At 53.6% G+C, this 26,337-nt stretch carries 24 protein-coding genes and 1 pseudogene; 16 read left to right on the top strand and 9 right to left on the bottom strand.

The window, feature by feature from the left end:
• Positions 1-150 precede the first annotated feature (150 nt).
• Complete coding sequence (gene purD, locus J7445_RS10125; protein ID WP_070654960.1) at positions 151-1,422, top strand: phosphoribosylamine--glycine ligase; 1,272 nt, start codon at positions 151-153, stop codon at positions 1,420-1,422.
• 55 nt (positions 1,423-1,477) lie between these two features.
• Positions 1,478-2,047 (top strand): L-threonylcarbamoyladenylate synthase, encoded by a 570-nt coding sequence (locus J7445_RS10120; protein ID WP_070514236.1) that lies wholly within the window; start codon positions 1,478-1,480, stop codon positions 2,045-2,047.
• Positions 2,048-2,239: 192 nt separating this feature from the next.
• Here J7445_RS10120 and J7445_RS10115 read toward each other — a convergent pair whose 3' ends face one another.
• Entirely contained in the window at positions 2,240-2,686 is a 447-nt protein-coding gene (locus J7445_RS10115; protein WP_070654962.1) for a surface-adhesin E family protein, read from the bottom strand.
• Between the two features lie 384 nt (positions 2,687-3,070).
• Here J7445_RS10115 and recQ point away from each other — a divergent pair, with 384 nt between their 5' ends.
• The 5 genes from recQ (at position 3,071) to J7445_RS10090 (ending at position 8,035) form a co-directional block, all read left to right on the top strand.
• Entirely contained in the window at positions 3,071-5,383 is a 2,313-nt protein-coding gene (gene recQ, locus J7445_RS10110; RefSeq protein ID WP_070654964.1) for a DNA helicase RecQ, read from the top strand.
• 177 nt (positions 5,384-5,560) lie between these two features.
• The gene (locus tag J7445_RS10105) at positions 5,561-6,016 is read left to right on the top strand and encodes an HvfX family Cu-binding RiPP maturation protein (RefSeq protein ID WP_049231311.1); all 456 of its coding nucleotides are present in this window, start codon (positions 5,561-5,563) and stop codon (positions 6,014-6,016) included.
• A gap of 81 nt (positions 6,017-6,097) precedes the next feature.
• Positions 6,098-6,409 (top strand): HvfA family oxazolone/thioamide-modified RiPP metallophore, encoded by a 312-nt coding sequence (locus tag J7445_RS10100; protein ID WP_049226118.1) that lies wholly within the window; start codon positions 6,098-6,100, stop codon positions 6,407-6,409.
• A 107-nt stretch (positions 6,410-6,516) separates the two neighbouring features.
• Positions 6,517-7,359, top strand: a complete 843-nt coding sequence (locus tag J7445_RS10095) for an HvfB family MNIO-type RiPP peptide maturase (protein WP_004565697.1) — start codon at positions 6,517-6,519, stop codon at positions 7,357-7,359.
• Complete coding sequence (locus J7445_RS10090; protein WP_070654966.1) at positions 7,349-8,035, top strand: HvfC family RiPP maturation protein; 687 nt, start codon at positions 7,349-7,351, stop codon at positions 8,033-8,035. The genes J7445_RS10095 and J7445_RS10090 overlap by 11 nt, the downstream gene beginning before the upstream one ends.
• A gap of 142 nt (positions 8,036-8,177) precedes the next feature.
• Here J7445_RS10090 and ftsY read toward each other — a convergent pair whose 3' ends face one another.
• On the bottom strand, positions 8,178-9,611 hold the full coding sequence (gene ftsY, locus J7445_RS10085) for a signal recognition particle-docking protein FtsY (RefSeq protein ID WP_083310365.1): 1,434 nt from the start codon (positions 9,609-9,611) through the stop codon (positions 8,178-8,180).
• A gap of 145 nt (positions 9,612-9,756) precedes the next feature.
• On the opposite strand from ftsY, the gene msrAB reads away from it, so the two are divergent.
• Positions 9,757-11,325, top strand: coding sequence for a bifunctional peptide-methionine (S)-S-oxide reductase MsrA/peptide-methionine (R)-S-oxide reductase MsrB (msrAB, locus tag J7445_RS10080; RefSeq protein ID WP_070654968.1), 1,569 nt, complete (start codon positions 9,757-9,759; stop codon positions 11,323-11,325).
• 291 nt (positions 11,326-11,616) lie between these two features.
• Here the strand turns inward: msrAB and J7445_RS10075 are convergent, their stop codons facing one another.
• Both J7445_RS10075 and bioH read right to left on the bottom strand, forming a co-directional pair.
• Positions 11,617-12,405, bottom strand: coding sequence for a class I SAM-dependent methyltransferase (locus J7445_RS10075; RefSeq protein WP_070654970.1), 789 nt, complete (start codon positions 12,403-12,405; stop codon positions 11,617-11,619).
• Positions 12,406-12,651: 246 nt separating this feature from the next.
• A complete protein-coding gene (gene bioH / locus J7445_RS10070; RefSeq protein ID WP_070654972.1) occupies positions 12,652-13,398 on the bottom strand; it encodes a pimeloyl-ACP methyl ester esterase BioH in 747 nt (248 codons plus the stop codon).
• Between the two features lie 13 nt (positions 13,399-13,411).
• On the opposite strand from bioH, the gene J7445_RS10065 reads away from it, so the two are divergent.
• The 4 genes from J7445_RS10065 to J7445_RS10050 all read left to right on the top strand — a co-directional run bounded on the left by J7445_RS10065 (position 13,412) and on the right by J7445_RS10050 (position 16,173).
• The gene (locus J7445_RS10065; protein ID WP_083310369.1) at positions 13,412-14,149 is read left to right on the top strand and encodes a ComFC family protein; all 738 of its coding nucleotides are present in this window, start codon (positions 13,412-13,414) and stop codon (positions 14,147-14,149) included.
• A 64-nt stretch (positions 14,150-14,213) separates the two neighbouring features.
• Entirely contained in the window at positions 14,214-14,678 is a 465-nt protein-coding gene (trmL, locus tag J7445_RS10060; protein ID WP_070655029.1) for a tRNA (uridine(34)/cytosine(34)/5-carboxymethylaminomethyluridine(34)-2'-O)-methyltransferase TrmL, read from the top strand.
• Positions 14,679-14,828: 150 nt separating this feature from the next.
• Positions 14,829-15,554, top strand: coding sequence for a septal ring lytic transglycosylase RlpA family protein (locus J7445_RS10055; RefSeq protein WP_070654976.1), 726 nt, complete (start codon positions 14,829-14,831; stop codon positions 15,552-15,554).
• Positions 15,555-15,840: 286 nt separating this feature from the next.
• On the top strand, positions 15,841-16,173 hold the full coding sequence (locus tag J7445_RS10050; protein WP_019270833.1) for a zinc ribbon domain-containing protein YjdM: 333 nt from the start codon (positions 15,841-15,843) through the stop codon (positions 16,171-16,173).
• 164 nt (positions 16,174-16,337) lie between these two features.
• On the opposite strand, the gene J7445_RS10045 is transcribed toward J7445_RS10050, so the two are convergent.
• From J7445_RS10045 to J7445_RS10035, 3 genes are all read right to left on the bottom strand, one after another.
• Positions 16,338-16,856 carry a c-type cytochrome gene (locus J7445_RS10045; RefSeq protein WP_019270832.1) on the bottom strand — a complete coding sequence of 173 codons (519 nt, stop codon included), beginning with the start codon at positions 16,854-16,856 and terminating at the stop codon, positions 16,338-16,340.
• Between the two features lie 412 nt (positions 16,857-17,268).
• Positions 17,269-17,439 carry an anti-sigma factor family protein gene (locus J7445_RS10040; RefSeq protein WP_141752020.1) on the bottom strand — a complete coding sequence of 57 codons (171 nt, stop codon included), beginning with the start codon at positions 17,437-17,439 and terminating at the stop codon, positions 17,269-17,271.
• Positions 17,440-17,457: 18 nt separating this feature from the next.
• Positions 17,458-18,048, bottom strand: coding sequence for a sigma-70 family RNA polymerase sigma factor (locus tag J7445_RS10035; RefSeq protein ID WP_070654978.1), 591 nt, complete (start codon positions 18,046-18,048; stop codon positions 17,458-17,460).
• Positions 18,049-18,252: 204 nt separating this feature from the next.
• Here J7445_RS10035 and J7445_RS10030 point away from each other — a divergent pair, with 204 nt between their 5' ends.
• Both J7445_RS10030 and dinG read left to right on the top strand, forming a co-directional pair.
• Complete coding sequence (locus J7445_RS10030) at positions 18,253-18,519, top strand: DUF3079 domain-containing protein (RefSeq protein ID WP_003766405.1); 267 nt, start codon at positions 18,253-18,255, stop codon at positions 18,517-18,519.
• A gap of 528 nt (positions 18,520-19,047) precedes the next feature.
• Complete coding sequence (gene dinG / locus J7445_RS10025; RefSeq protein ID WP_070654980.1) at positions 19,048-21,198, top strand: ATP-dependent DNA helicase DinG; 2,151 nt, start codon at positions 19,048-19,050, stop codon at positions 21,196-21,198.
• A gap of 68 nt (positions 21,199-21,266) precedes the next feature.
• Here dinG and J7445_RS10020 read toward each other — a convergent pair whose 3' ends face one another.
• Entirely contained in the window at positions 21,267-23,036 is a 1,770-nt protein-coding gene (locus J7445_RS10020) for an acyl-CoA dehydrogenase family protein (protein WP_070654983.1), read from the bottom strand.
• Positions 23,037-23,141: 105 nt separating this feature from the next.
• Between J7445_RS10020 and J7445_RS10015 the strand changes: the two are divergent.
• A pseudogene (locus J7445_RS10015) lies at positions 23,142-23,258 on the top strand (IS5/IS1182 family transposase); the annotation flags it as partial.
• 223 nt (positions 23,259-23,481) lie between these two features.
• Positions 23,482-25,344: a ribonuclease catalytic domain-containing protein gene (locus J7445_RS10010; RefSeq protein ID WP_070654986.1), complete on the top strand. Its 1,863-nt coding sequence runs from the start codon at positions 23,482-23,484 to the stop codon at positions 25,342-25,344.
• A gap of 94 nt (positions 25,345-25,438) precedes the next feature.
• Here the strand turns inward: J7445_RS10010 and rsgA are convergent, their stop codons facing one another.
• Positions 25,439-26,305 (bottom strand): ribosome small subunit-dependent GTPase A, encoded by an 867-nt coding sequence (gene rsgA / locus J7445_RS10005; RefSeq protein WP_070654987.1) that lies wholly within the window; start codon positions 26,303-26,305, stop codon positions 25,439-25,441.
• Positions 26,306-26,337 lie beyond the last annotated feature (32 nt).

Raw genomic sequence — 26,337 nt, 5'->3', positions numbered from 1 at the left:
TGTCCTTTTTCAATTTTGTGGATAAGTTAAATAGGTTGCAGAGTGGAATGAAGCGGTTTTTGTTTGATTCCACTAAAATTTCTTTAAATGGGACAATAGTCCCTTTGTGTCGAGTTTTCGTTAAAAGTACATATTTGTCAAGGAGATGGGATGAAGTTGCTTGTTATCGGTAATGGCGGTCGCGAACACGCGTTGGCTTGGAAATTGGCGCAGTCGTCTAAAGTGGAAACAGTATTTGTTGCACCCGGTAATGCCGGTACGGCGATTGAACCTAAATTGCAAAACATCGCCTTGACTGCGCATCAGGATTTGATTGAATTCTGCCGCAAAGAAAATATTGCTTTTATCGTCGTTGGTCCTGAAGCGCCTTTGGCGGCGGGTATTGTGGATGATTTCCGTGCCGCAGGGCTAAAAATATTTGGTCCGACACAATATGCAGCGCAGTTGGAAAGTTCTAAAGATTTTGCCAAAGCATTTATGGCGAAATACAATATTCCGACCGCGCAATACCAAACCTTTGAAAACGCCGATGCTGCACACGATTACGTCAATCAGAAAGGTGCGCCTATCGTCATCAAAGCCGATGGTTTGGCGGCAGGTAAAGGCGTGATTGTGGCGATGACTTTAGATGAAGCGCATGCCGCGATTGACGATATGCTGCTGGGCAACAAAATGGGCAATGCCGGCGCGCGCGTTGTGATTGAAGATTTCCTGCAAGGCGAAGAAGCGAGCTTTATCGTCATGGTTGATGGCAATCATGTGTTGCCTATGGCGACCAGCCAAGACCACAAGCGTCTTTTAGACGACGATAAAGGCCCGAATACGGGCGGTATGGGCGCGTACAGTCCCGCGCCTGTGGTAACGCCCGCCGTGTACGAGCGCGCGATGAACGAGATTATTTTGCCGACCATAGCGGGAATGAAAGCGGAAGGGTATGAGTTCACCGGCTTCCTGTACGCAGGTTTGATGATTGATCAAAGCGGCGCACCCTATACGATTGAGTTTAACTGCCGTTTCGGCGATCCCGAAACCCAGCCGATTATGAGTCGTCTGAACAGCGACTTGTCGGATTTGGTCGAAGCGGCAATAGACGGCAAACTCGATAGCATAACAGCGGAATGGAACCCGCAAACTGCCGTAGGTGTAGTGCTGGCGGCGCAAAATTACCCCGAAACGCCCAAAAAAGGTGAGGTTATTTCCGGTCTGGATGCAGCCAACCAAATCGGCAAAGTTTTCCATGCAGGCACAACGGCAAACGAGAAAGGCGATGTATTGACCAACGGCGGTCGCGTATTGTGTGTCGTAGGATTGGGTGACGATGTAGCTCAAGCCAAAGCCAAGGCGTATAGCGCATTGGAAAAAATCAGCTTCGACGGTATGCAATACCGTAAAGACATTGCCGACAAAGCCATCAACCGTTAATCAAAGAAACAGGTCGTCTGAAAACATGATTGTGTTTCAGACGACCTTCCCTGTCATGTCATTCCCCAGAATCCTTTCAGCTTCGACGCTTCGCAAGCTGCAATCCCATCTTAAAAAAGGCGGCTTGGTCGCCTATCCTACCGAGTCCTGCTATGGCATAGGCTGTATCCCGACCTTGCCTAAAGCACTTAACCGACTGATTCATCTGAAAAAAAGACCGCAACATAAAGGCATGATTGTCATTGGCAACCAATTGGAGCAATTACAGCCCCTGCTCAAAAGGTCGTCTGAAAACATTCAAACTATGCTCAGAAACGAATGGCCTGCGCCCAAAACCTTTCTGCTTCCTGCTGCTGCTGACGTTTTGCCCGCATTACGCGGAAAAAGGCGCAGCAAACTGGCGGTCAGGGTTCCTGCCCATGTAGGTGCGCGCCGCTTGTGTCAGGCTTTGAAAACACCTTTGGTTTCGACTTCGTGCAACCGCGCAGGCAAACGCGCGTGTAGGACGGAGCGGGAAGTAAGAAGGCAGTTTGGAAGAGATGTATGGGTAGTCGACGGTTTAATCGGCAAACAAAAGTTGCCGAGTCAGATTATTGATGGGGAAACAGGTGTTCGTTTGCGTTAGAAATCGGATGGATGAGATGAGCAGAAATTATGGTTTGAACCGATAAACCGCGACTTCAATAAAATGTGGATAATCCTGAATATAACTTTCCCGAAAAAAATCAAAAAGGTCGTCTGAATCCCCATATTCATGGTTTTCAGACGACCTTTTGATTTAACTATCTTGTGGATAAGTATGTAGATAAGTTGAGTATTAGAGCTTGCTGTCGCATACGGCTTCGAATTGTTTTTCGGTAATTGTGCCGTTCATTACGCTCATCGGGCGGATATTCGTCGCCGTGTAGCTGTGTTTGGAAATTTCTTTGCCGTGTTCGTCGAGGAGCTGCAAAGCGGTCAGGCGGTAGGTTTTGTTGGTGCAGTGGATTTCCCAGTCGCCGATGGCGGTTTTGTAGGCAGGCGTGTTGACGAAGCGTTCTTCTTTCATCTTTGACACGGTTTTTCTATCGCGGAAAGTAACCAAAGTACCGTTTTTCTTGATGCTGTTTTTATCAATCGCCACTTTGATATTGCCGTCGGAAATCGTGCCGATGTTGTCCCAGTTGCCGCTGACGCCGCCGCTTGTGGTCGTAGTCGTTTGACAGGCGCTCAGGAGCAGGGCTGTCGATAAAGTCGAAATAAGGGAAAAGTGTTTGATGTTCATAAGTTTCGGGTGCTTAGGATAAATTATTAGACTGCCGTATTATGCGCGAAGACGGCGGGGCAGTAAATCGGCTTTGCAAAGTCTTAAAACCGCCAAAAAATGAAAAGGTCGTCTGAAAACAGGTTTTCTAGCCGATTGACTGGAAACCGGTATGCCGCCGCTTTGCCGGAGATTAAAAAGAACGGTAACGCATTGGGTAAACCAGTTTCCCATATCCGTATTGTCGGCAGTTCCGCCATCTTGTCTCAATCAAAAATCAATCTGCGATACCCAACCAAGCATAATCCGTTTTCAGATGACCCCATGTGGATAACTCAAATATCCCCCATGCAGGCAGTGTCTAAAACCGCTAAAATAACGTTTTTCCCTTCCTACGGAACCATCATGCCCCAGCCTTCCGCCCAACAGATTTTGCACGAAGTATTCGGCTATCCCGAATTTCGCGGCAAGCAGGAGGCTGTCGTCAATACATTGGCAGGCGGCGGAAGCCTGATGGTATTGATGCCGACGGGCGGGGGCAAGTCGCTGTGTTACCAAATTCCCGCGCTGATGCGCGAAGGCGTCGCCATCGTCGTTTCGCCGCTGATTGCCCTGATGAACGACCAAGTGGCGAGCCTGCACGCCGCAGGCATAGAAGCAGCAGCGGTCAACAGCAGTACAACGGTGGAAGAAGCCCGCGAAGTGGCGGACAAACTCGCCCAAGGTCGTCTGAAACTGCTCTACGTCGCACCGGAGCGGCTCGTTACCGACCGTTTCCTGCGTTTTCTCGATCAGCAAACCATCAGCCTTTTCGCCATAGACGAAGCACATTGCGTCAGCCAATGGGGGCACGATTTCCGCCCCGAATACCAGCAATTAGGGCTGCTTGCCAAACGCTATCCGCAAGTGCCGCGCATTGCCCTGACCGCGACCGCCGATGCGGCGACCCGCGCCGACATCAAACATTTCCTCCATCTCGAAGACGCGCCCGAATTCATCTCCAGCTTTGACCGCCCGAATATCTATTATCAGGTCATCGAAAAAAACAACGGTAAAAAGCAGCTTTTCGACTTCATCCGCAAAGAAATGGAAGGGCAAAGCGGTATCGTCTATTGCCTCAGCCGCAAAAAGGTCGAAGACATCGCTCAATTCCTCTGCGAAAACGGATTGGACGCGATTCCCTACCATGCCGGCTTGAGCATGGAAGTGCGCGAAGCAAACCAACGCCGTTTTACCCGCGAAGACAACATCATCGTCGTCGCCACCGTTGCCTTCGGTATGGGCATAGACAAACCGGACGTGCGCTTCGTCGCCCATCTCGATATGCCCCAAAGCGTCGAACATTTCTACCAAGAATCCGGCCGCGCCGGGCGGGACGGGCTGCCTGCCGTGAGTTGGCTGTGTTACGGGCTGAACGACTGGGTATTGCTGCGCGAACGTATCGCCGAAGGCAACAGCGACGAAGTGCAGAAGCAAATCGAAATGCAGAAGCTCGATGCCATGCTTTCCGTCTGCGAAACCGCCGCCTGCCGCCGCGTCCTTCTGCTCAAGCATTTCGGCGAAGAATCCGCCCCCTGCGGGCATTGCGACAACTGCCTGCATCCGCCCGTACGCTTCGACGGCACCGTCCTCGTACAAAAGCTCCTCAGTTGCGTGTATCGCGCCGGACAACGCTTTGCCGCCGGCTATATCACCAACCTGCTGCGCGGTAAAAGCGACGACTGGATAGAGCGCAACGGCCACGACAAACTCTCCACCTTCGGCATCGGCAACGGGCAAACCGACAAAGAATGGCGCAGCGTCATCCGCCAGTGCATCAGCCTCGGCTACCTCACCGTCAATACCGCACAATATCAGGCATTGCAACTGACCGAAGCTGCAAAAAAAGTCCTTAAAGGCGAAACCGAAGTCATGTTGCGCCCGCTGCGCCGCGAAAAATCCGCCACTCAAAAGCCCAAAGACAACTGGCTGCGTACCGAACGCGAAGAACGCCTATGGCAAGCATTGCGGCATTGGCGGCAGCAGCGCGCCCATTCCGAAGAAGTCCCTGCTTATGTCGTCTGCGGTGACAAAACCCTGCGCGACATCGTCAAAAAAATGCCGCAAACGCTGGAAGATTTGCACCAAATCTACGGTTTGGGTGAGGCGAAAATCAAAAAATTCGGCATCGATATCCTCAATGTCTGCAAGAACGCAGCCGAAAACCAAAGCGGACAAGCGGGCAACGAAGACCCCCTATTTACCCCCCAAACCGAGCGCGAACAGCAATTACAGCAAAAGCTGGAAACCTGGCGTGCCGAGCAGGCAGCCGCCAAACAATGCGCCTTGGGCAAAATCCTTTCCAACATCAGCCTGACCGACCTTGTCGTCTTCACGCCCGCCGAAGAAGCCGACCTGCTCGGTATTCACGGCATAGGCAGCGAAAGAATTGCCCAATACGGGCAGGTAATACTCGACATCTGCCGCCCCTACGCAGACGGGCTTTCCGAGCCGAAACAGGCAGAACGCCAGCTCGCCCGCCGCCTGTTCCAATGGTGTTTCGATACCGCCCGATATGAAGGCGGAGAGATGCACGCCGTCGCCAGAAAACAGACTTTACGCGCCATCGCCAAAGCCCGGCCGCAAACTTTGACGGCGCTTTCCAAAATTGATGACGTGAGCGGGGAATGGTTGGAAAAATACGGCGAAGAAATCGTAGAAATCTGCACGCAAGATTGACCGTTAAAAAGACACAGAAAAAGGTCGTCTGAAACCTTGAAAACCTATTTCAGACGACCTTCTGAATATTAATATCGTTATAAAACAATAACAAACAAAATTTTTTCAATTGGCTTGTAAGCATTTTCAAGCTGTCGCGTCTAATCGGGCATGAAATGATTTTATGAAACGGTTATCATGAAAACGAATATCACAGCCCCGTGGCAATCAGCTTTAGGTTTATTGGTTTTGCGCCTGTTTGCCGCTTACGAATTTTGGGAATCGGGCATGCAGAAATGGAACGGCGAAAACTGGTTTGCCGAAATCAACGACCAATTCCCCTTTCCGTTCAATTTACTGCCCGACAGCATGAATTGGAACTTGGCGATGTGGGCGGAGCTAGTTTTTCCGGTTTTGCTGCTTTTAGGATTGGCAACCCGCCTGTCTGCCTTGGGATTAATCATTGTAACGGGGGTAGCATGGGCGGCAGTCCATGCGGGTGCGGGTTATAATGTCTGCGACAACGGCTATAAAATGGCTTTGATTTATATCGTGGTTTTAATCCCGATTCTGCTGCAAGGCGCGGGCTGTTTATCGCTGGATGCGCTGTTGAAAAAACGCTTCTGCCCGAAATGTCGCGTCGGAAATCAATGAAAAAGGTCGGGGAGCGGACTTTAAACGCGCCAACTCAAATTTTTAATCTGTTTAACTTGATACTTTAAAAAGGAAATCAACATGAAAAAAAATGTAGCCGCTGCCCTTGCAGGTGCTTTGTCTTTGTCTTTGGCCGCCGGCGTTGTTGCCGCTGACAAACCGGTAAGTAGCAAAGCAGGTGTTCAAAAATCTGCCCAAGGCTCTTGCGGTGCGGCTAAAGCTGCCGAAGGTTCATGCGGCGCCGCTGCTTCTAAAGCAGGCGAAGGCAAATGTGGCGAGGGTAAATGCGGTTCAACTGTGAAAAAAACCCCCGCTAAAAACGCCAAAGCAGCAAAAGCCAAAGCTAAAGCAGTTGAAGGCAAATGCGGCGAAGGCAAATGCGGTTCTAAATAATTTAGAACAAAAAGCCGCATTTTATTGATAAATGCGGCTTTTTATATGATTTTGACAGCAATTTCGTACCAAAACCGTCGGAACACCATCCAAAACGGAGCAACATCATGATTCAACACGCAGGTTTAGGCTACCGCCGCGACTTGGCGGAAGACTTCCTCTCGCTTTCAGACGACAGCCCGATACGCTTTATCGAAGCCGCACCCGAAAACTGGCTGAAAATGGGCGGTAGGGCGCGCAAACAGTTTGACCGCGTGGCGGAACGGCTGCCGCTGGCGTTGCACGGATTATCCATGTCGCTGGGCGGACAAGCCCCGCTGGATACCGCCTTGATAGACGGCATCAAAGAGATGATGCGCCGTTACGATTGCACGTTTTTCTCCGACCATTTGAGCTACTGCCACGACGGCGGCCATCTCTACGACCTGTTGCCGTTGCCCTTCACTGAAGAAATGGTGCGGCATACCGCGCGGCGTATCCGCGAAGTGCAAGACCGGTTGGGCTGCCGCATCGCCGTAGAAAACACCTCCTACTACCTGCATTCCCCGCTTGCCGAAATGAACGAAGTCGAGTTCCTCAACGCCGTTGCACGCGAGGCCGACTGCGGCATTCATCTCGATGTGAACAATATCTACGTCAACGCCGTCAATCACGGACTGTTGTCGCCCGAAGCCTTTTTGGAAAACGTTGACGCAGGTCGCGTGTGTTACATCCACATCGCCGGACACGACGTCGAAACCCCCGAGCTTTTGATTGATACCCACGGCGCGGCGGTTTTACCGACCGTTTGGGACTTGCTCGAACTCGCCTACACCAAGCTGCCGACCATCCCGCCCACCCTGTTGGAACGCGATTTCAATTTCCCGCCTTTTGCCGAACTCGAAGCCGAAGTCGCCAAAATCGCCGAATATCAAACGCGCGCCGGAAAGGAATACCGCCGTGCAGCCTGAAACCTCCGCCCAATATCAACAACGCTTTGCCCAAGCAATACGCGAAGGCGAAGCCGCCGACGGCTTGCCGCAAGACCGCCTGAACGTCTATATCCGCCTGATACGCAACAATATCCACAGCTTCATCGACCGCTGTTATACCGAAACGCCGCAATATCTCGACAGCGGAGAATGGGGTCGTCTGAAAGAAGGTTTCGTCCACGACGCGCGCGCCCAAACCCCCTATTTCCAAGAAATTGCCGGCGAATTCCTCCAATACTGCCAAAGCCTGCCGCTTTCAGACGACCTCTTGGCACTGATGGACTTTGAACACACTCAACTGCTCGCCGAAGTCGCCCAAACCGACAGCCAAGCCTCGTCCGCCGATTCAGACGATTTGGCGTACACCCTTTCTCCCGCCTCCTTTGTCCGCCGTTACCACTGCGACGTGACCGACGAATTGCAGGCGACCGAAACCGCCGTTTTGGTGTGGCGCAACAGTGAAGACGACGTGATGTACCAAACCCTCGACTATTTCGACGCATTATTGCTGGAAGTGCTGGCAGACACCCCCACTTCCCTGAACGGACTGCAAGCCATGCTGGCAGAGTTCATGTCGTCTGAAAACGGCTGGCAGGATGCCTTAACGCAAAAATGGTCGGACTGGCTGGAACAAGGTATTTTGGTTGTTGCATAAGCTGATGGCAATCAAGATTCGCATTTCGAGAGCAATGTATTAGTGGGGCTGCCGTATTTGCTAGGGCAGCCTCAAAAAGAAAAAGGTCGTCTGAAAACTTTTCAGACGACCTTCTTGTTTACTGTTTTACCGTGTGGCAGTATCAATCGAGCAACGCGTCCACAAACGCGCGTGCGTTAAACGGGCGCAAATCGTCTATGCCTTCGCCCACGCCGATGTAGCGGACAGGGACGGGACGGTCGGAGGCAAGCGCAGCGAGGATGCCGCCTTTTGCCGTGCCGTCGAGTTTGGTCACAATCAGCCCGGTCAGACCCAGCGCCTCATCGAAGGCTTTGACTTGGTTGACGGCGTTTTGCCCGATGTTGGCATCGAGGACGACGATGATTTCGTGCGGCGCGTCGGGCATCGCTTTTTGCAGCACGCGTTTCACTTTTTTGATTTCTTCCATCAAATGAAGCTGAGTGGGCAGGCGGCCGGCAGTATCGGCAAGCACGATGTCGATGCCGCGCGCTTTGGCGGCTTGGACGGCATCGAAGCAGACGGCGGCGGAATCGCCCGTGGTTTGCGAGATGACGGTTACGTTGTTGCGTTCGCCCCATGCTTGAAGCTGCTCGCGGGCGGCGGCGCGGAAGGTGTCGCCGGCGGCAAGCAGCACGGATTTGCCCTGCGCTTGGAAATATTTGGCGAGTTTGCCGATGGAGGTGGTTTTGCCCGCGCCGTTGATGCCCGCCAGCATGATGACGAACGGCTCTTTCGTCTCGGGCAAGACCAGCGGTTTTTCCAACGGCTTAATCAGGTCGTACAAGGCTTCTTTCAATGCGCCGCGCAATTCGTTGCCGTCTTTCAGACCCTTGAGGCTGACGCGGTTGCGCACGTCTTTCATCAGGTATTCCGTCGCTTCCATACCCATGTCGCTGGTAATCAACACGGTTTCCAGCTCTTCGTACAAATCTTCGTCGATTTGCCCGCCGCCGAACACGCCCGCCAGCGATTTCGCCATTTTGTCGCGCGATTTGGTCAAACCCTGTTTTAAACGCGCCGCCCAGCCTAGTTTGGGTTCGGTTTCAGACGACGTTGAGACGGCCGTATTTTCAAGGGTTTTTACGGAATGTTCTTCGGATGTTGCAGGCGCGGCTTCGGCTTGGGTTTCTAAGGCTTCGACAGCTTCTGCGGTTTCAGACGACCCGTCGCTGACCGCGTCATGGACGTGTTCTACTGCTGCGGAAACATTTTCGGCAACGGTTTCGCTGACGGCTTCCACGCGTTCTTCCATTTGTTCGACCGTTTCAGACGACGTTTCGCCGACTGCCTCGCGGATGTGTTCGACCGTTTCGGAAACATGTTCAACCACAGTCTCGCGGATTTCTTCGGCGCGCTCTTTTGCGTTTTCTACCGCCGTTTCGACTGCCGCCGTCAGTTCTTCCACTTTTTCGCCGATATTTTCCTGAACCGTTTCAAGCGTTTGCGAAACGGCAGTTTCGGCGTGTTCTACGGCTTCGGCGGCGGTTTCCTGAATGCGGGTTTCTTCTTGAGCGGGCGTTTCCTGTTTTTTCTTGCGGCGGAAGAAGCTGAACATTGAATTTTCCTTTTAATTTTAGAAGCTTGAAATAGAGCGTATTGTAGCGTATTTTACGCGGCAAGGTCGTCTGAAAATCCAGGCTGTAAGGTTTTGGCATCTTCAACGTCTAATAATACAAACCGTCCACACAGGAAACATAGAGATGAAACCTCGTACCTTCTTTTCCCTTTGCGCCAAGTTCGGCTGCCTGTTTGCGCTGGGCGCTTGTTCGCCCAAAATCGCCGATGCCGAAGCCGCGACCGTGCCGCACACTTTGTCCACGTTAAAAACCGCGGACAACCGCCCCGCCAGCGTTTATTTGAAAAAAGACAAACCCACCCTGATTAAATTCTGGGCGAGCTGGTGTCCTTTGTGTTTGTCCGAATTGGGGCAGACCGAAAAATGGGCGCAGGACAAGCGCTTCAGCTCCGCCAACCTGATTACCGTCGCCTCCCCCGGTTTTCTGCACGAGAAAAAAGACGGCGACTTCCAGAAATGGTATGCCGGGTTGAACTATCCCAAGCTACCCGTCGTGACCGACAACGGCGGCACCATCGCCCAAAGCCTGAATATCAGCGTTTACCCTTCGTGGGCGTTAATCGGTAAAGACGGCGACGTGCAGCGCATCGTCAAAGGCAGCATCAACGAAGCGCAGGCATTGGCGTTAATCCGCGATCCGAATGCCGATTTAGGTCGTCTGAAAAACGCGTTCTACAAACCCGACACACAGAAAAAGGATTCAAAAATCATGAACACGCGCACCATCTACCTCGCAGGCGGCTGCTTCTGGGGCTTGGAAGCCTATTTCCAACGCATAGACGGCGTGGTGGACGCCGTATCCGGCTACGCCAACGGCAAAACAAAAAATCCGAGCTACGAAGACGTGTCCTACCGCGACACGGGTCATGCCGAGACCGTCAAAGTCACCTACGATGCTGACAAACTCAGCCTCGACGACATCCTGCAATACTATTTCCGCGTCGTTGACCCGACCAGCCTCAACAAACAAGGCAACGACACCGGCACGCAATACCGCAGCGGCGTGTACTACACCGACCCCGCCGAAAAAGCCGTCATCGCCGCCGCCCTCAAACGCGAGCAGCAAAAATACCAACAGCCCCTCGTCGTCGAAAACGAGCCGCTGAAAAACTTCTACGACGCCGAGGAATACCATCAGGACTACCTGATTAAAAACCCCAACGGCTACTGCCACATCGACATCCGCAAAGCCGACGAACCGCTGCCGGGCAAAAGCAAGGCCGCCCCGCAAGGTAAAGGCTTCGACGCGGCAACATATAAAAAACCCAGTGATGCCGAACTCAAACGCATCCTGACCGAAGAGCAATACCAAGTTACCCAAAAAAGCGCGACCGAATACGCCTTCAGCCACGAATACGACCATCTGTTCAAACCCGGCATTTATGTGGACGTCGTCAGCGGCGAACCCTTGTTCAGCTCCGCCGACAAATTCGATTCCGGCTGCGGTTGGCCGAGCTTCACCCGCCCGATTAACGCCGCCGCCGTTACCCAACACGACGATTTCAGCTACAACATGCGCCGCACCGAAGTCCGCAGCCATGCCGCCGATTCGCACTTGGGACACGTCTTCGCCGACGGTCCGCAAGACAAAGGCGGACTGCGCTACTGCATCAACGGCGCGAGCCTGAAATTCATCCCGCTGGAACAAATGGATGCGGCAGGCTACGGCGCGTTGAAAGGCAAAGTGAAATAAAGGCGCGATAACACGAAAGGTCGTCTGAAAACGGCGGGTCGAGTAGGAATGCCCGACCCGCAAATTTTAGTGAATCAAAATAATAAACTTGCATACCATCATTTTCAGAAATGTTTCGCAGTTTCCGTCATTTCAAGCCTCTGGATTTCAGCCTGCGGAAAATGACAGCCGATGGGAAATGGCGTATTGAAAGTTGAATGAATCAGCTAAGGAAGAAAGGTCGTCTGAAAACGTTTTAACACCATTCGTTAGACGTTTTCAGACGACCTTTCATTTGTTTTGACAAACTGTTCAGCCTTTCGGATAAAACCGCACCACATTTTCCCCCTCGGGCAGCGTCAATTTTTTCACGGCATGGCCGTACACGGTTTCGAGTGTAATGGTCAAGCCACCTTCGGTTTCAAAAATCTTATCCACAAAGGCTTCAGCCGCGCGGTCATCGCTGAATTTCAAGGCGTGCCATAGACCTAAGGTTTCCATGTCCTGCTGGAACGTCGCCGCTTTGCGGTAGCTCAATTCGAGCTTGGCAGTATCGGTAACGGGGTCGTAGAAACCGTTATCGGCAAGCATGTCTCCGAGGTCGTGCATATCGATTAAGGTCGGCGTTTCATACGTTATCCCCGCGCTTTTCAGACGACCTGTCAGCTCGGTCAGGCTGTCGCGGCCGAAATGGGTGAAGAATAATAAACCGTCTGTTTTCAAGGCGTTTGCCCAGTTTTTCAGGACGGGCAGGATTTCGTCCGCGCGGGGCAGGCTGAGGTTCGCCCACAACATATCGGCAGCGGCTTCGGGCAGCGGGGCGGTGAGGGCTTGGCAATGTTGGGCGACGGTTTTGCCGGTGAGCTTTTGCCAAAAACCGCTTTTGCGCGCGGCTGCGGCGGTTTGAAGGAAGTCGGCGCGCGGGTCGTATTCTTCGAATACCGCGTTCGGATAACGCGCGGCAAGCAGGCTGCGGCTGATGTCTGCGTCCGCGCCGACCAGCAGGACGCGCTTGGGCGCGTTGCGGACGATTTGCAGCCGCTCGTCGGTGTCTTGGGCGAGATGGCGGTGGATTTGCCAGCGTTTGTCTTGGGGGTTCATGTTTCAGACGACCTTTTTTTCTTTTTTTGAAGGAGTAGTACCGTTATTGATGTTTGTATAGGAGTGGCGGTTCTATGTTCTTATGCCGTATTCCGAAAACCACCCTAATCCTCGTATGTCGTCATTCCCGCCTGCGCGGGAATGACGAAACGGGTTTTCTGCCATTTTAATCTATTAAAAATAGAAAAATTTCCTTAATCCTTAATTTCTAAATTCATATTTGTACAGAAATCAAAGTATGCCTTTTCAGACGACCTTTTCGACAAAGCCGCGGTAGCGTTCGGCAAATTCATCTGCGTGGCTTAAAAACGGGGCGTGTGCCGCTTTTTCCATCAAGACCAATTCGCTGTCCGCCAGATGGCGGTTGAGGTATTCGCCCATACGCGGCGGGGTGATGGCGTCTTTTTGTCCGAACACTAAAAGCGACGGGGCTTGGATGCTTGAAAGCAGGGGGCGGGCATCGGCTTGGTTGACGGCGTCCAGCGCAGCTTGCAGGGCGGGCGGTGCGCCGTGGCGGGAGAGATCGGGCAGGATGTTGCCGATGATTTCGGCGGCGTTTGGTGTATGCAGCAACTGTAATTGTAGAAACTGTTTGATATGTTTGGCATAATCCTGCCGAAACGCGCCGACCATCTTGCTCAAAGCGGAATTGGACAGCCCTTCGGGGTAGTCCGCGTCGGCAGTCAGGCGGGCGAAACTTGCGGTCAGGCAGAGCGAACGGACTTTGTCGGGACGGCGTGCGGCGAGATGGAGCGCGACCAAGCCGCCGAGCGACCAGCCGAGGATGTGTGCCGGTGTATCGATTTCTTCGGCGAAGGCTTCGGCAATCGCGGCGATGTTGAAGTTTTCGGCAAAGGGTGCGTCGCCGTGTCCGGGCAGGTCGAGAGCGTGGATGTCCCAATCGGCAGGCAGGCGCGGGATGAGGTCGTCGAAGACGTGGCGGTTCGCTGCCCAGCCGTGTATCAGATAAACTTTTTTGGCGGAGTGCGGCATGGCTGTTTTCTCTATGGATGTTTTCTCTTGGTGGTGCAATGCGGGATGGTGGAACAAAAGCCGTTGCGTATTATGCCACGCCTTGGTTTCAGCGTGCGAAAACCGGCTGTATGGCGGGTTTTGCGACGGTTGCGCGGCGGATTTGGAAGAGTTTTTTACGGACGTGGCAAACAGTTGCCCTTTGTGTTTCCGCCCTATACAGGGCGGGGCGGTGTGCGGCGGCTGTCAGAAGAAGCCGCCGGCATTTGAGCGGATGTGGGCTTCGCTGTATTATGAGCCGCCCGTCAGCAGTATGATACGCGCGTTGAAGCATTTGGCTGACCTCGGCATGAGCCGTCCGCTGGCGGAACTGATGCGCCGCCATGCGCCCGACTGGCTGGAAACGGAGCATTTCGATTTTGTGCTGCCCGTGCCGTTGAGCAAAGAAAGGCGGCTGTATCGCGGCTTCAACCAAAGCGAGGAATTGGCGGATATTCTGTCCGAACATTACGGCTGGACACTGCTGCCGCGGCAGACGGTTTTCAGACGACATCGCGAGCCGCAAAGCACGCTGAAAAGCGCAGATAGGGTTCGCAATATAAAAAATGCTTTTGAAATCAATGGTCATATCTCGAAAAACTGTAATATTTTGTTAATCGACGATGTGTTCACCACCGGCTCGACGCTGGACGAATTGGCGCGGACGCTGAAAAAATCAGGCGCAGGCAAGATTTTTTGCTGGAGTTTGGCGCGTCCGCCAATGAAAAAATAGCTTAAAGTTTTTGACACCTACGGAACATTTCGGCATTATGCCGCTCTATAAGTGATTGATTTATATGTTTACCATAGTTTTGTACCAACCCGAAATCCCGCCCAATACGGGCAATATCATCCGATTATGCGCCAACACCGGAGCAGATTTGCATCTGGTCAAGCCGCTCGGTTTTCCGCTGGATTCGGCAAAAATGAAACGCGCAGGTTTGGATTATCACGAGTTTGCAAAACTGATGGTACACGAGAATTTCGAAGATTGTCTCAAAGCCTTGGAAGGCCGCCGCATTTTTGCGCTGACCACTAAAGGCAAAACCCGTCCCGACGAAGTTTCTTTTGTTGAGGGCGATGTTTTTTTGTTCGGTCCCGAGACACGAGGCCTGCCCGCCGAAATCCTCGACACCCTGCCCGAAGGGCAAAAGCTGCGTCTGCCCATGAAGCCCGGCAGCCGGAGCATGAATCTTTCCAACACCGTCGCCGTGATTCTGTTTGAAGCATGGCGGCAAAACGGTTACGCAGGCGGTGTATAACATCCGCAAGGGAGTCTCCCTGAGCCGTTTGACAAAAACCAAGGCGATACTGTCCGACAACAGCTTGGTTTTTGTCAAACCGCCAATACGTCGTCTGAAACCGCCTGGGAGCCATCCCGTCGCGTTATCAACTCTAGAACGGACTACGTTTTGATTTTATCTAAAACCACCCTTTTCTCCACCCTGACTGCCGTTGCAATCAGCATCCTTTCCATTCATTCCGCCTCTGCCGACTCCATCGTCCGCGCCGAGAAGCTGAGCTCCTCAGCCAACCGCAGCTACAAAGTCGCCGGCAAACGCTACACGCCGATGACCAAAGTATCCAACTTCAGTCAAACCGGCAACGCCTCATGGTACGGCAGCCAATTCCACGGCCGTAAAACTTCCAGTGGCGAGCGTTACAACATGAACGCCCTGACCGCCGCCCACAAAACCCTCCCCATTCCCAGCTACGCCCGTGTGACCAACACCAAAAACGGTAAAAGCGTCATCGTCCGCGTCAATGACCGCGGTCCTTTCCACGGCAACCGCGTAATCGACGTTTCCAAAGCCGCCGCCCAACAATTAGGTTTCATCAACCAAGGCACGGCACACGTCAAAGTCGAGCAAATCGTTCCGGGTCAAAGCGCACAAGCCTACAACGGTCAAGACATTTTTGTCGATTTGAAATCCTTCGGTACCGAGCGTGAAGCGCAAGCCTATATGAACCAAGCTGCGGTAAACCTTTCTTACGGCAAAATGAATCCGAAAGTTTCCATGGAGAAACGCGACTACGAATACGTCGTCAAAATGGGTCCCTTCACCTCGCAAGAGCGTGCCGCCGAAGCCGAAGCCAAAGCACGCGGTCTGATTCAGGCAGCTTCGCTGTCCCTCTAAGCCGCATCCGTGTTTTCAGACGACCTGTTGCAAGACAGGTCGTTTTGTATTGAAGCATGGGTATAGTGGATTAACTTTAAACCAGTACGGCGTTGCCTCGCCTTAGCTCAAAGAGAACGATTCTCTAAGGTGCTGAAGCACCAAGTGAATCGGTTCCGTACTATCTGTACTGTCTGCGGCTTCGTCGCCTTGTCCTGATTTAAATTTAATCCACTATACAAAGCCGTCGTATCCTTGCATCCTTTCCCTTATAATCCCCCGCTTCTCAACCAAAGGAATCACCACCATGTCCCTCCCACCTTGCCCACAATGCCAATCCGAATACACCTACGAAGACAGCAGCCAATACATCTGCCCCGAATGCGCGTTTGAATGGACAGAAAACGACGGCGAAACCGCCGAAGAAACCCTGAGCGTCAAAGATGCCAACGGCGCCGTGTTGCAAGACGGCGACACAGTCGTCCTGATTAAAGACCTCAAAGTCAAAGGCAGCTCCATGGTCATCAAGCAAGGAACCAAGGTGAAAGGCATACGCCTGCAAGAAGGCGACCACAATATCGGTTGCAAAATCGACGGCAGCGCGATGAATTTGAAATCAGAGTTTGTCAAAAAAACATGATGTTGGTATAATAACCATTGGTGGGTCGCTAGGCCGACCTGAAAACCGTTTGTAAAGCTACTTGTCTCCGTAAGGGTTGCTTTCAAACGGTTTTCGCCTTTTTTAAAGCTGTTTTCCCATAAAAAAACGCACCTTATTGCGAGGTGCGTTTTGATTTGTACGGCTTAGAATTTGGCACCGGATTGGTTGGCCATATAATCGACCGCCGCTTTGACTTCGTCGTCGCTCAGGCTGGTATTGCCGCCTTTTGCCGGCATGGTGTTGAAGCCTTCGAGTGCATGCTTATGCAGGGTTTCTTTGCCTTGTTTGATACGCGGAGCCCAGTCGTCATTTTTACCGACGACCGGAGCGCCTGGGATGGTACCGCCGTGGCACATTTTACAGTTGGCTTCAAAAACGGCTTTACCGTCCACTTTGGCAGAAGAAGCATCTGCGGGTTTTTCTTCCGGTTTGGCTTCAGCAGGAGCCGCTTCTTTCACTTCTGACGCAGCTTTGTCGGCAGCCTCTTCTACCTTGCTTGCAGCTTCTTGAGCGGCAGAAGCAACGGTATCAACGGCAGAAGCAGCAGCGTCTTTAACATCGGAGGCAACGGCGGTAGCCGCTTCCTTAGATTCCTGCTTGGCTTCTTGAGAACAGGCTGTCAGTGCAGCCATCATCATTGCAGCAATTAGTAATTTGTTCATGTTCTATCCTTCTTTAAATTTTCTAGTTAAGGTACTGTTTATAATACAGCTATGAAATATTAACACATATAATATGAACGTTTCCGCCGATGTAATGAACTGTAGTAATGAATATTGTCATAAATCATATTTTGTACTGAAAAATGGATGAAAATGTTGACACCCATACAACCATTCCTATAAAACTTCCAGCTTATTGGGCGGTTTAAACCTTGTTTGCCATGCTTCAAAATCTGCCCAAATACCGCCAAATTTCAAAAGCCGAGTTTAAAAACCCGGCTTTTTTATGGGTGTTCCGTTTCATAGAAAATTCATCTTCAACCGCGATCAATCCGTGTTTTCTCTTAATGATAAAAGGTCGTCTGAAACCTACATCAGGTTTCAGACGACCTTTTTACCTTATCCGGTAGCCTCAAAAAATCTTTTTCATGGCTTTATGGATGAGGTCGAGTTGTTTTTTATATTCGCGGCAATGGGGGCATATCAGCAGGTGGCTGCCCAGAAAAATGCGTTCTGGAACGGTCAGGCGGGTTTCGTCCTGTTTTTTGGAGAGCAGGTAGGCGGTTTTGCGGCATTTGTTCATTGTGGTTTCCTAACAGGGTTAACCGGCATGTCCTGCATTGCCGAACCATTTGATTTGCAGGCATTGGCGCAGGGTTTCGCGGGCGCGGTGCATGATGGTATGGTAGTTGGACATGCTGATGCCGCATTGCTCGCGGATTTCGTCGGACGAGAAGCCGAGGATTTCTTTCATGGTAAACACGCGGGCAGTGTTTTCCGGCATTTGGTAGAGGCAGGTTTGCAGGATTTCACGAAACTCTTTGTTGTCCAACGTTTTTTCGGGCGAGGCCCAAGTTTGCGGATGGCCGTCCGTCGTCCAATGTCCGTCTGATGCAAACCGTTCTTCAAAGATTTCGTCCAACATTTCTTCCGCAGGCGTGGCGAATACTTCGCGCTGCCGTCCGATTTGGCGCAGGCAGTCGGTGATTTTGTTTTTCAAAATGGCAAACAACCAACTGCCCACTTGTGCATCACCTTTAAAACCTTCGGCAGCGCGGTAGGCGGAAAGCATGGTTTCCTGCACAAGGTCTTCCGCCAAATCGGGGCGGTCGGGCAACTGGATGCGGGCGAAACGCAGGAGCAGCTTGCGGGATTCGGCAAGCTCGGCGTCAGTCAATTCGGGGAAGGGCATAATGTATTATTATCGAATGAATGGGTACGGATTTTACGCCGATATGGGAAAGGTGTGTGATGAAACAGACGAACGCACAGACTCCGCCTTTCAGACGACCTGATACATTTCTTAACCGTCCAGCGTAAAAAGACGTACAAAACCCAAGCTGCCTCGGTCTAATCATTTATAATTTCATCAAAATAAAAACAAGGATTTCACACCATGGCAAAAAAATTCCCTATCTTCCCCAAAGCGCCGGAGCGCATCTGCTGGGGTTGCGACAAATATTGCAAAGAAGACGATTTGCAGTGCGGCAACGGCTGCGAGCGCATCCAACACCCCATCGAATTGGACGGGCGCGAGTGGTATAAAAAAGGCGACTGGAGCAATTTGTTGAGCGAAGAGCAGCAAATCGAACTGGGTTTGAAAGAAGCGCCCAAACCCGCCAAGCCGCATATCAAACTGCCGTTGCGGAACAAAACGGCTTAAGCACCCCGCTAAACTTAAGGGGTCGTCTGAAAACCGAAGGGGCGCGATCATGCGCCCTTATCTTTATTTCAACGATGCACCAACGTAATCGAATTCAACCACACCGCACCGCAGCCGCCCATCTCTATATAGCAAACATACTCAACTTTAAATACGGTATATCATCAAATTCCGTCATTCCCGCCCCCGCCTACGCGAGGACAGGCTACGGCGGGAATCCATTTTTTAAATTCAGAAACTGTTTTCCAAATCAAGGTTTCTCAAGTTTTACGATGGATTCCCGCCTGCGTGGGAATGACGACAGCCGGTAAGTGCATATCGAAAATAAAGTAATTTAACTTGTTCACACGAAGACAGAAACGACAACGGTTCAAAACTCCTGTCCCGATACAGCCTCCCTTACCAAAGGTCGTCTGAAAACGCCAAAATATGCTTTTCAGACGACCTCTCCCATCTCTCCCGAACCCGCCCCCGAAAAATGCTAAAATAACAAATTCATAAGCAAATCCACCTTTTCAGACGACCTCAATGCTCACCGATTTAGAAAAAAACGCCATCCGCGACCATTACCAAAATATCGGCAAAAACCTGCCCGGTTTCCGTCCGCGCGCTTCGCAGCGGGAAATGATTGCGGCGGTTGCCAACGCTTTTTCGCGGACGTTGACGCGCGAAGAAGGCGGCGAGCCGCCCAAGCGCGAGGGCGAGAGCATTGCCGTGATCGAAGGGCCGACCGGCGTGGGCAAATCGCTTGCCTACCTGCTGGCGGGCGGCATTATGGCGCAGACGCGCGGCAAGCGGCTGATTGTGAGCAGCGCGACGGTTGCCTTGCAGGAGCAGTTGGTGGACCGCGATCTGCCGTTTCTGGTTGAAAAAAGCGGTTTGGAACTGACCTTCGCGCTTGCCAAAGGGCGCGGCCGCTATCTCTGCCCCTACAAACTCTACCAACTGACGCAAAGCAACGCCCAGCAAAACCTGCTCGGCTTCGAAGCCCCCGCCGTGTTGTGGGACAGCAAACCCAAACCCGAAGAATTGAAGCTGCTGCGCAACATCGCCGACGAATTTTCCGCCCGTCGTTTCAACGGCGACCGCGACACTTGGCCGGAAAAAATCGACGACACCATCTGGATGAAGGTGAACAACGACAACTACGGCTGCCTCAAAGCCGCCTGCCCCAACCGCCCGGAATGCCCGTTTTACCTTGCCCGTGACACGCTGGAAACCGTCGATGTCGTCGTAACCAACCACGATTTGCTGATGGTCGACATCAGCATGGGCGGCGGCGTGATTTTGCCCGACCCTGAAAACAGCTTCTACTGCATCGACGAAGCGCACCACCTGCCCAAAAAAGCACTCAGCCAGTTTGCCGCCGAGCATTCGTGGAACCAAGCCGTGTGGGCGTTGGAAAAACTGCCGCAGGTTACCGGCAAAATCGCCGCACTTACCGACAAAGGCGAGTTGGCGAACCTTGCTGACGAAGCCGCCGCCTCGCTGCTCGAAAGCCTACACGAATGGCAGTTCCACCTCGCCGAAGAGCCTTCTTTGAGCTTGGGGTCGTCTGAAAACGACAGACGGACAAACAGCGAACCGACTTGGCTGTGGGAAGACGGCAAAATCCCCGAAGGCCTAGAAACCACCGTTTCCAACACCGCCATCGCCGCCCGCAGCCTCTACAAACACATCAACAGCCTCAACGACGCATTGTCCGCCGCCCGCCGCGACAAAGACCAAAACAGCGCGCAAATCGACCGCCTGAGTACCGAATTCGGTGTATTCCGCGCCCGCGTCGAACAAATTACCGCCACATGGGACTTGCTCTCCACTGTCCCCCTCGAGGGCGAAGAACCGCTGGCAAAATGGATAACCCGCCGCGCCGACGACAAAAACGACTACATTTTCAACGCCAGCCCCATCAGCAGCGCGTCCCACCTCGCCAACAGCCTGTGGCGGCGCGCGGCAGGCGCAGTGTTGACCTCCGCCACCCTGCAATCCTTGGGCAGCTTCAACCTCATCCTGCGCCAAACCGGACTGCAATGGCTGCCCGAAACCACCACCCTCGCCCTAGAAAGCCCGTTTGATTTCGACGCACAAGGCGAACTCTACATTCCGCCCGTGCACGCCAGCCCCAAAGACCCCGCCGCGCACACCGCCGCCATCGTCGAATGGCTGCCCAAGCTCATTTCACCCACCGAAGCCATCGGCACACTCGTCCTGTTTTCCTCGCGCAAACAAATGCAGGATGTCGCCCTGCGCCTGCCCGAAGACTACCTGCCGCTCCTGCTCGTACAAGGCGAATTGTCCAAAGCCGTCCTCCTGCAAAAACACCACCAAGCCATAGAAGAAGGCAAAGCCAGCATCATCTTCGGACTCGACAGCTTCGCCGAAGGACTCGACCTGCCCGGCACCGCCTGCGTGCAAGTCATCATCGCCAAACTCCCCTTCGCCATGCCCGACAACCCCATCGAAAAAACCCAAAACCGCTGGATAGAACAGCGCGGCGGCAACCCCTTTATCGAAATCACCGTCCCCGAAGCCGGCATCAAACTCATCCAAGCCGTCGGCCGCCTCATCCGCACCGAACAAGACTACGGCCGCGTGACCATCCTCGACAACCGCGTCAAAACGCAGCGGTACGGGCAACAATTATTAGCCAGCCTGCCGCCGTTTAAAAGGATAGGTTGAAACCCATAAAGAGGTCGTCTGAAACCTGATTTCCAGTTTCAGACGACCTCTTTTCAAACCCGTATCCGTCAATAAAGTTCTAACGGCACATCCAGCAATGCCTGCGCGTTTTCAATCTGCGCGGCGCAGGCGTACACCTGCGGTAGGACGTGGGCGCAATAGACGCGGGCGTTGTGTTGCTGTGTGGCGTAGAAATTGCTGCCGAAGCCGTCGGCGTTGTCCGTTCGGGCGGCTGCGGCGGCAAGGTAGGCGCGGGCGAGTCCGATGGCGCCGAGCGTCAGCCCCATTTGTTGCAGGTAGGCGTTGGACGCGGCGGCGGCGAGGGCGGGATGGTCGGCGTATCCGACCATGCGGGCGATGCTTTGTTCCGCCGTTTCAATGGCTTGCGCCAGTTGCTGCGCGGCGGCAGGTTCGGCGGCGGCGAGTTTGTCTGCCAGCTCTTTGCCTTCGGCGAGCAGCTTCAAGGGCAGCGCGCCGTTTTTGCCGGTGGTTTTGCGCCCTGCCAAATCGGCGGCCTGTATGCCGTTGGTGCCTTCGTAAATCGGCGTAATCCGCACGTCGCGCAGGTATTGCGCCACGCCGCTTTCTTCGACGTAGCCCGCGCCGCCGTAAATCTGGACGGCGAGGTTGGTCAGGACGACGCCGTTGTCGGTCGGCCAAGCCTTGACGATGGGAATCAGGAAATCCAGTTCGCGCTCCGCTTCTTTGCGCAATACGTTGTCGGGGCAGGCGGCGGCAAAATCGGTCAGGGCGGCAGCGCGCAGATACAGGGCGCGTTGGGCGGCGAGCGTTGCCTTTTGTATCAACAACATACGGCGCACGTCGGGATGGCGGATAATCGCCACGTCGTCTGAACCGTCCGCTTCGTCGCGTCCCTGCACGCGCTCTTTGGCATAGGCGAGCGCGTTTTGGTAGGCGCGTTCGGCGACGGCGTGGCCTTCGATGCCGACGTTCAGCCGCGCGGTTTTCATCATGGTAAACATATACGCCAAACCCTTGCCCGCCCTGCCGACCAAATAGCCTTCGGCGTTGTCAAACTCCATCGTACAGGTCGGACTGGCGTGTATGCCGAGCTTGTGTTCGATGCCGATGGCGCGCACGCCGTTGCGTCCGCCCAAGCTGCCGTCCGCGTTCACCAAATATTTCGGCACGATAAACATCGACACGCCCTGCACGCCCGGCGCGGCATCGGGCAGGCGCGCGAGCACCAGATGGACGATGTTTTCCGTCATTTCCTGATCGCCCCAAGTGATGAAGATTTTCTGACCGCTGAGGGCATACGCGCCGTTTTCTTTCGGCACGGCGCGGGTGGCGATATGGTTCAAATCCGAACCCGCCTGCGGCTCGCTCAAATTCATCGTTCCCGCCCATTCGCCGCTGCACATTTTCGGCAGGTAGGTCTGTTTCTGCTCCTCGCTGCCGTGTTTGAACAGCGCGTCCACCGCCCCCAGCGTCAGCATCGGCATCAGCGACAGGGCAAGATTGGCGGCGCACCACATCTCCTCACACGCCGCCGACACGACCGCCGGCAGCCCCTGCCCGCCAAACTCCGCCGGCGCGCGCAAACCCGCCCAGCCCGCTTCGCAGAAATCATAGTAGGCACGCGCCAAATCCGGATGAGTGGTGATCAGGTCGTCTGAAAAACCCGCGCCGTAGAGGTCGCCGGTGCGGTTGGTGCCCGCCCATTGTTCCGAGGCAAACCGCGCCGCTTCGTCCAGCACTGCATCCACCGTTTCCGCATCCAAACCTTCCGCATGGGGCAGTTGCAGGATTTCGTCCAACCTGCCGTGCACGCGGATGCCGAAACGCAATTCGTTTACAGGGGCCGTGTAGCTCATGGAATCTCTCCGAAGTGAATGATTTGAAATGGATTTGGGATAAATTGGTATAGTTATACTAATCCTAAACCACAGGTTTGCAAAGCGCAGGTTTTCAGACGACCTCAGGCAAAATATAGTGGATTAAATTTAAATCAGGACAAGGCGACGAAGCCGCAGACAGTACAGATAGTACGGCAAGGCGAGGCAACGCCGTACTGGTTTAAAGTTAAGCCACTATACAAGGCTATCCTTTTATTTTTAAACAAATTATTTCAAATCAGGCAGCATGAGCGGAGCGCAGCAGTTTTGAGCGCGGTCAAAGTCGTCAAAGGTCGTCTGAAAAGGCGGTTTCTATGAAATGAGAAGGGGAGGGCAAGTTTTTCAGACGACCTTTTGTCCGTCTTTATCAACAAGAATCTGCTAAAATCGTCCGTTTCCCACTTCAACCTGACAGCAGCAATACATGAATATCTTTTACGAAGAGTCCGGCCAATTCAAAGTCGCCGCCATCGTCCAAAAAAACGACGCCACCTACCAAGTCGATACCCAACACGGCAAGCGCACTAAAGTGAAGGCGAACAACGTCTTTGCCGAGTTTGACGGCGATATGGCGGCATTTTTGGAAAACGCGCAGGCGCAGGCTGCGGACATCGACACCGATTTATTGTGGGAAGTATGCGGCGAAGAAGAATTTTCCGCCGAGGCGATTGCCGAAGAATATTACGGCCATGCGCCGACCAAAACCGAGCTGGCGGCGACCTTGATTGCGCTTTACGCCGCGCCGATGTATTTCTACAAAAAAGCCAAAGGCGTGTTCAAAGCCGCACCTGAAGAGACTTTGAAACAAGCACTTGCCGCCATCGAACGCAAAAAACAACAAGACGCGCAAATCGATGCTTGGGCGGAAGCCTTGAAACGCGGCGAGATGCCGTCTGAAATCGCGGCGGATTTGAAAACCATCCTACACGCGCCCGACAAGCAGTCGCTGACCTACAAAGCCTTTACCAAAGCCGCCGACGCGCTGAAAACCTCCGCCTACGAATTGGCGAAAAAAACGGGCGGCATTACGTCCATCCCCCAATATCTGCAAGACGGGTTTGAAATCAAATACTTCCCTAAAGGAACAGGCTTTCCCGACCTCCCCTTACCTGAAATGCCCGACCTGCCCAAGGCCGATGTTACCGCCTTTTCCATCGACGACGAATCAACCACCGAAGTGGACGACGCTTTAAGCCTGACCGATTTGGGCAACGGCACGAAGCGCGTCGGCATCCATATCGCCGCGCCGTCGCTTGCCATTAAACCAGGCGACAAAATGGAAAAAAACATCATGGAACGCTTGAGTACGGTCTATTTTCCCGGCGGCAAAATCACCATGCTGCCTGAAAACTGGATTGCCGCGTTCAGCCTTGATGCAGGCGCGTACCGTCCTGCCGTCAGCATTTATTTCGATGTGGACGGCGAGTTCAATGTCGGCGAGCCGACCTGCAAAATCGAAGCCGTCAATATCGCCGAAAACCTGCGCATCCAAACCATTGAGCCGCATTTCAACGCCGAAACCGGCTTGGACGAAGCCGGCGAAATGATGTTCGCCCACCATCAAGACCTGATTTGGTTCTACCAATTCGCCGTCGCCCTGCAAAAAGCACGCGGCAAATACGAACCCGACCGCGCGCCGCAATACGATTACAGCATTGAATTGGATGAGGCAGGCAAAGTCTCCGTCGTCCGCCGCGAACGCGGTTCGCCCATCGACATTCTGGTCAGCGAAATGATGATACTCGCCAACAGCACTTGGGCGCAGATGCTCCATGACAACGACCTGCCCGGCCTCTTCCGCGTCCAACCGGCAGGCAAAGTGCGCATGAGCACCAAATCCGAGCCGCACATCGGCATGGGCGTACAGCATTACGGCTGGTTCACCTCGCCGCTGCGCCGCGCCGCCGACTACATCAACCAAAAACAACTTCTCAGCTTGATAGACGACACCGCCGAGCCGCTCTTCCAGCAAAGCGATGCCGAACTCTTCGCCGCCCTGCGCGACTTCGACACCGCCTACACCGCCTACGCCGACTTCCAACGGCAGATGGAAGCCTACTGGAGCCTCGTGTACCTGCAACAGCAAGGCACAAGCGAACTGACCGCGACCATCCTCAAAGAAGACCTCGTCCGCATCGAAGGCCTGCCGCTGGTAACCCGCGCCACCGGCATCCCGTTCGACGCGCTGCCCAAAACGCAAGTCCTGCTCAAAATCACCGAGCTTGATCCCGAAAAGCAGTTTATCGCGCTGAATTATGTGAAAGCCGTCGCTCCTGCGGTTGCGTAAGTTTGCCGTCATGAAAAAACGTCGTCTGAAAACCTGTTCTCAAGTTTTCAGACGACGTTTTTTTATTTCACAAAGACAAGTCCGACTGCCTACTCTATCTCAACAACTCATCTGTTATCCGTTGTAAAAACTCGATGCGTTCGGGCTTGGCTTCGCCTGCTTCGGCGGCGGCTTTGACGGCGCAGCCGGGTTCGGCGCGGTGGGTGCAGTTGTGGAAGCGGCATTGTCCGACGAGGTGGTTCAGGTCGGGGAAGTATTGCAGCAGGTCGGCGGCTTGGAGGTGGTGCAGCCCGAATTCTTGCAAACCGGGGGAGTCGATCAATTGGGTTTCTTCGTTTAAATCGTAAAGCTGGGCGTGGGTGGTGGTGTGTTTGCCGGAGTCGAGCGCGGTGGAGATGTCGCCGGTGCGGGCGGTTTGGTTGCCTAAGAGGGCGTTGGTCAGGGTGGATTTGCCCATGCCGCTTTGTCCGAGCAGGATGTTGGTATGCCCTTGCAGGTCGGGGCGCAGGATGTCGGCGTTTTCCAGCGCGCGGGTTTCGATGACGGGATAACCGAGCGTTTCGTAGAATTTGAGTTTTTCGCGCCAGAGGGCGGTTTCGGGCAGGTCGGCTTTGTTCAGAATGATGACGGCTTGGATGCCGGCGGCTTCGGCGGCTAGGAGCGCGCGTTGCAACAGGGCTTCGCTGGGCGAGGGAACGGCGGCGGTCACGATAAGGAGCTGGGTAACATTCGCGGCGATCAGCTTGGTTTTCCATGCGTCTTGACGGTAAAGCAGGCTTTCGCGCGGGAGATAGTCTTCGATGACGGCTTGTTCGGCGTTGATGTTTTGGATATGCACGCGGTCGCCGCAGGCGAAATCCACCCGCTTTTTGCGCGTGCTGGCTTCGTAGGTTTTGCCGTCGGACGTGCGCACGATGTAGCGGCGGCCGTAGCTGGTGATGATTTGGGCGGTATCGGTCATAAATGGTCGGGTTGGGTCGGGTGGAGTGGATA

The sequence above is a fragment of the Neisseria sicca genome (assembly GCF_017753665.1).
Classification (GTDB): domain Bacteria; phylum Pseudomonadota; class Gammaproteobacteria; order Burkholderiales; family Neisseriaceae; genus Neisseria; species Neisseria flava.
Note: the sequence above shows the minus strand (reverse complement) of the source record. Positions and strands in the feature narration are given on the sequence as shown.